A 4,433-nucleotide genomic window follows, 5' to 3' on the forward strand; every position below is an offset into this window, starting at 1 on the left:
ACGATTTTTGCATTTTCAGGTTTGGAGGATTCAACCAATCTTATTAATTTTTGAATTGAACTCTCTTGGCTGATTTTTGTCGTTTTCATTGTAAATGATCCATAAAGATTGATTGTCCCACTGTATACCTCATCATTTGCCAATTTATCAACGGGCAATGATTCTCCTGTAAGTGTTGATTGGTCAATAGAGGTTTTGCCGTTAACTATTACTCCATCTGTTGGTATCATTTCTCCCGGTAGAACTTTCAAGATATCTCCGACTTGTACATTTTTGACAGATACTTTTTCTTCAATTCCATTTTTTATTCTTGTTGCAACTTGAGGGGTCATTTTAAACAGTTCTTCGATTTGGCCTTGTGTTCTTGATACAGTATATTCTTCTAAAAATCCTCCAATGGCCATGATTGTTGCAATTTCACCTGCTGCAAATACTTCACCAATAATTATTGATGCGATGATAGCTATTGAAACAAGCAAATCTGCTTTTATGTCAAATTCACTCACTAATCCTTCTATGCACTCTTTAATTATAGGTATTCCGGATAATATAATTGCAATCCAAGCAATATAATTGAGAGATAGGATAAAACTACTGATTAAACTTATAATTGAGGTAACTATAAGTAGCATATCTATTTTTTGTTTGCTTGTAAAGTTCATATTAACATCCCCAATAGTATAGACATACCCCATAGGGTATAAAGTTATTTTAAAAAAAATTAAAGTCTGGAGTAATATTCCAATATTGATGAAATGTCACTTATTGCTTCATCAGCATCCTCGTTTTTAATAGCTTCTTTGACGCAATGTTCTAAGTGTCCTTCAACAATAATGTGTCCAACTTTATGTAATGCGGATTTTGAAGCATTTAATTGCATTAATATCTGTTCACACGGAATATCTTCATCAATCATACGGTCAATAGCGTTTACTTGTCCTATGATTTTTTTGAGTCTCCTGTGTAAATTGTCACTATCCATACATTCTTTCAAAATAACACATCCTATACATATAGGGGTATATGGTTCTTTTAGTATATAAACATTGTGGAAAATAATTTAAAAAAATAAAAAGAAGGAGGAAAATTCTAAATTTAATTTTGATTTTCCATTTCCTCAAATTTAGCTGGGAAATATGTATCTACAACATATTCGAGCCCATATTTTGAGAAAGATTGCTGTTCTGCTTTCTTACCTATTTTAAGCATCTTTTTAATTTCTGTTTGCCAGAAATCACCTTTATACCTTGGGTCTTTGGAAAGCTCTTTAAGTCTCATGACGTCGACATCTTTGAGTTTATCTGTTGGTAAGTCGTAGTTGATAATGTCTGATGCTGTTACTCCGATGAATTTTGCATCAGGAGTTGCCAAGTCATGATTAACGTGAGCTAATTTTGCACTTCCAGAAATAATTACCTGTGCAATGTGGAATCCCCAAGGGTCTCCGTCGTTACAGATATAAACAGGCAAATCAAGTTCTTCATTAACCCTTTTAATGAATCTTCTTGTAGCACGGGCAGCTTGCCCTTTAAGTCCAACAATCAAACAGTTGAATCTTTTGTGTGCATTTTCTTGCACTAATCTGTGGAACATTCCCATGGTTTCCACAGCTAGTACTTTATCAACATTGCAGTCGACGAAATCCACTTGGTCGATTGTTGGTGAAATTGTATAACCGGATTTTCCCATTTTGGATGCATTGATTTCTGTACCTTCATCTATTAATGTGAGGTCTCCGTAAACTGATGCACCGTCTTCTTCCGGCATTAAACCTAAGTCTTCACGGGTGGTACCGAGTGTTACTTCCAAGTCTTCCCCTACAATGTTTGATTCTTGTTGTGTTTTAAAGCTAATTCCCCAACCTTCGGAAACGTAATACATTTCCCTGATGGTAGCTGTTTTTTCACGGGCTACAAGGTCTTTACAGAAATTAGCTACATAAACCATTTGACCTAATTTTCTAATCTGTTTTACATTACCTAAAGATCTTCTTCCGTATCTGTCACCCAATACGTAGTATCTTTTCGCATCATCGTAAACAATGTTACCAGTACCTCTGGATGGAACTTTGATATTAGGAACTTTGTTTTTCTCGATTTCTTCAATGATTTCTTGACCTAAACCTTTTAATTTGTTGTAGGTGTATTCTTTTCTAAGTTCTTTATGGGTTTTTCCCTCTTGTTTCACTTTAGTCATATAATCACCTAGTCATCAAACCCATCGTCAACATCATCATCAATGAAGTTGTCTAATGTGGAATTTCCATTTTCAACGGTGTATCCTCGTTCGTCAACCTCTTCCATGATAATTGCGTCAAGTTCTTCTTCTTCCTCTTCTTCTTCCACTTTCTCACCAAGCAATTCGGCAAGAGCTCTTTTAGTTACTTTTGCCAGGACTTCTTGATATTCAGGAACACCTGTTTCACCAAGTTTTGCAGCTTCTTCGATAATTACTGGTACATATTCTTCAAATACTTTTGAACGTTTTTCTTTTTCTTTAGCTGCTCTTTTAGCCCTGATGTGCTTTTGCAATTTACGGGCCAATTTCATTGTTGCCTGTCTGATTTCGTGAACAATTTCAGGCTCTGGTGATACGCTTTGTTTTCCTGTTGAAAGGTAAGGTACCTGTGTTGAGATAATATTTACAAATAAAGTTAATGGGGTATTGTCCATATCTTTTAAGCCATAACGTTTCCAGTCAATGCTTTTAAGAGCTTCTGTAATAGCACAGCTTCCTGCATCGAAAGTTAATGGAACTCTGTTAGCAAATCTCATAATTTCAGATTTTCTTTGTTCGTTGACAACTCTACCTGCATTTCCACCGTAAGCAAGACCTGCTTCAATAATGAATGAAACACCTCCGCTGTAGGTAACAGGTTTTCTTGTAATTGTTGTTACAAATTCAGGTTTAAGAATTTGTTTCATACCCTTTTCAACTTGCTCTGATCCGATTGGTATGAGTCCATCGGTAGGCGGAGCCATGAATTTCATTTTCTTGAAGCAGTGAACAATGGCTTCAGCTTCTGCAAAGGTCATGGCTTTTGGACGTTTATTCATGTCAATTCCGGTAATTTCCGCAATTTCATCAACTCTTTTATTTGACATTCTTGAAAGTGATGAAGTCAGCATGCTTTTATATCTTCTGCTGTCGGTATTTTGTGCCATGGTCATTATGTCATCAGCACTCACACCTTTTGGGTGAGGTAATACTTCTTTTGGAAGAACTGGCACAATTTCTGCAGCTCTTTTGAAGATATACTTGTGTCCGGAAGGGTCTCTGAATGTGATTTTTGCATGAGGGTTTCCAATCATGGTTCTTCTGATATATTCAAAAGCACCTTGTTCTGCAAGGGAGTAGGAAACTTCCTTAAACTGTAGTTCGATACATACTCCAGTACTTTCAGCAGGGTAATCCTCACGTTCCATAAGGATACCTCTGTTATTTTTAACATCCATCTGGAACTTCATTTTCACTCCTTTAATTTCATCTCCGTCTTTGTAACATGAAATTACGCGAGCAGGTTTACCAGTAGTCATTTGTGATAAAAGCACACAACCACTACAACCTAAACCTTGTTGCCCTCTGGATTGGATGTTTCTGAATTTGGATCCTGCAAACATACTACAGTATACTCTCATAACATAATCTTCAGGAATACCTGGTCCATTATCTTTATGTCTAAGAATATAATGTTCCTTATCAACTCTTTTTAATTCGATGTCTATTTCTGGCAATATTCCTGCTTCTTCACATGCATCAAAACTGTTTGTAATCAGTTCGTGGAATACAATTGTCAAAGAACGGATTTTACCAGTAAATCCTAACATCTGTTTGTTTTTTCTAAAGAACTCTGATGGAGTCAAGTTCTTGAAATCATTCCTCCAATCGAGTCCAGGTTCTTGTTGTGACAAAATTTTCCTCCTTGAAATTTATATGATTTAACTTATTATAATGATTATATTTAAATCAAGTGAGAGAGCATTTTGAAAGTAATATTTTTTACCTACCCTAACTGACTTGAATAAAAATATGGTGATATAATAATTTTAAAACATAAAGAAAATATAGTATTTACACTACACTATCTATATATGTTTATTGAAGTATATAATAGTTTGCTATTATATGGTGAATTTTTATAGTAATCTTTTATTAAAATTAATGTACTTATGTAAAATTTATCTGATTGGAATAAGTTGTATGATGTGGTTGATTTGATTTATAAAAAATAGTGTTAGGAGTTTGAACTCCTAATAATCTTTTTCATCGAAGTCGATTCCATCTTTAAATTCGATTTTGTCATCTTCGATTCCGACAAGTTCCTTGAATTCTTTCATCTTCAAGTCTTCTTTTTTATGTTCCAGGAATCCATAGACGGATTTGTGTCTTGAACCGTTTATGATCATTTCAATGGCTTCCTTTGCAATCATAAT

General features: G+C 34.8%; 4 protein-coding genes and 1 pseudogene. All 5 read right to left on the bottom strand.

Features of this window, described 5'->3' with window-relative positions; all coding sequences use genetic code 11:
- On the bottom strand, positions 1–662 hold a 662-nt coding region (locus Q0W25_RS08810), incomplete at its 3' end, for an HAD-IC family P-type ATPase (protein WP_298521227.1).
- Positions 663–721: 59 nt separating this feature from the next.
- Positions 722–994, bottom strand: a complete 273-nt coding sequence (locus Q0W25_RS08815) for a metal-sensing transcriptional repressor (RefSeq protein WP_297825070.1) — start codon at positions 992–994, stop codon at positions 722–724.
- Positions 995–1,095: 101 nt separating this feature from the next.
- Positions 1,096–2,196: a DNA topoisomerase IV subunit A gene (locus Q0W25_RS08820; protein WP_297825072.1), complete on the bottom strand. Its 1,101-nt coding sequence runs from the start codon at positions 2,194–2,196 to the stop codon at positions 1,096–1,098.
- A gap of 8 nt (positions 2,197–2,204) precedes the next feature.
- Complete coding sequence (gene top6B / locus Q0W25_RS08825; protein WP_298521230.1) at positions 2,205–3,911, bottom strand: DNA topoisomerase VI subunit B; 1,707 nt, start codon at positions 3,909–3,911, stop codon at positions 2,205–2,207.
- 339 nt (positions 3,912–4,250) lie between these two features.
- Positions 4,251–4,433 (bottom strand): annotated as a pseudogene (locus Q0W25_RS08830) (RNA-processing protein); the annotation flags it as partial.

The sequence above is a fragment of the uncultured Methanobrevibacter sp. genome, assembly GCF_947166415.1.
Lineage (GTDB): Archaea > Methanobacteriota > Methanobacteria > Methanobacteriales > Methanobacteriaceae > Methanocatella.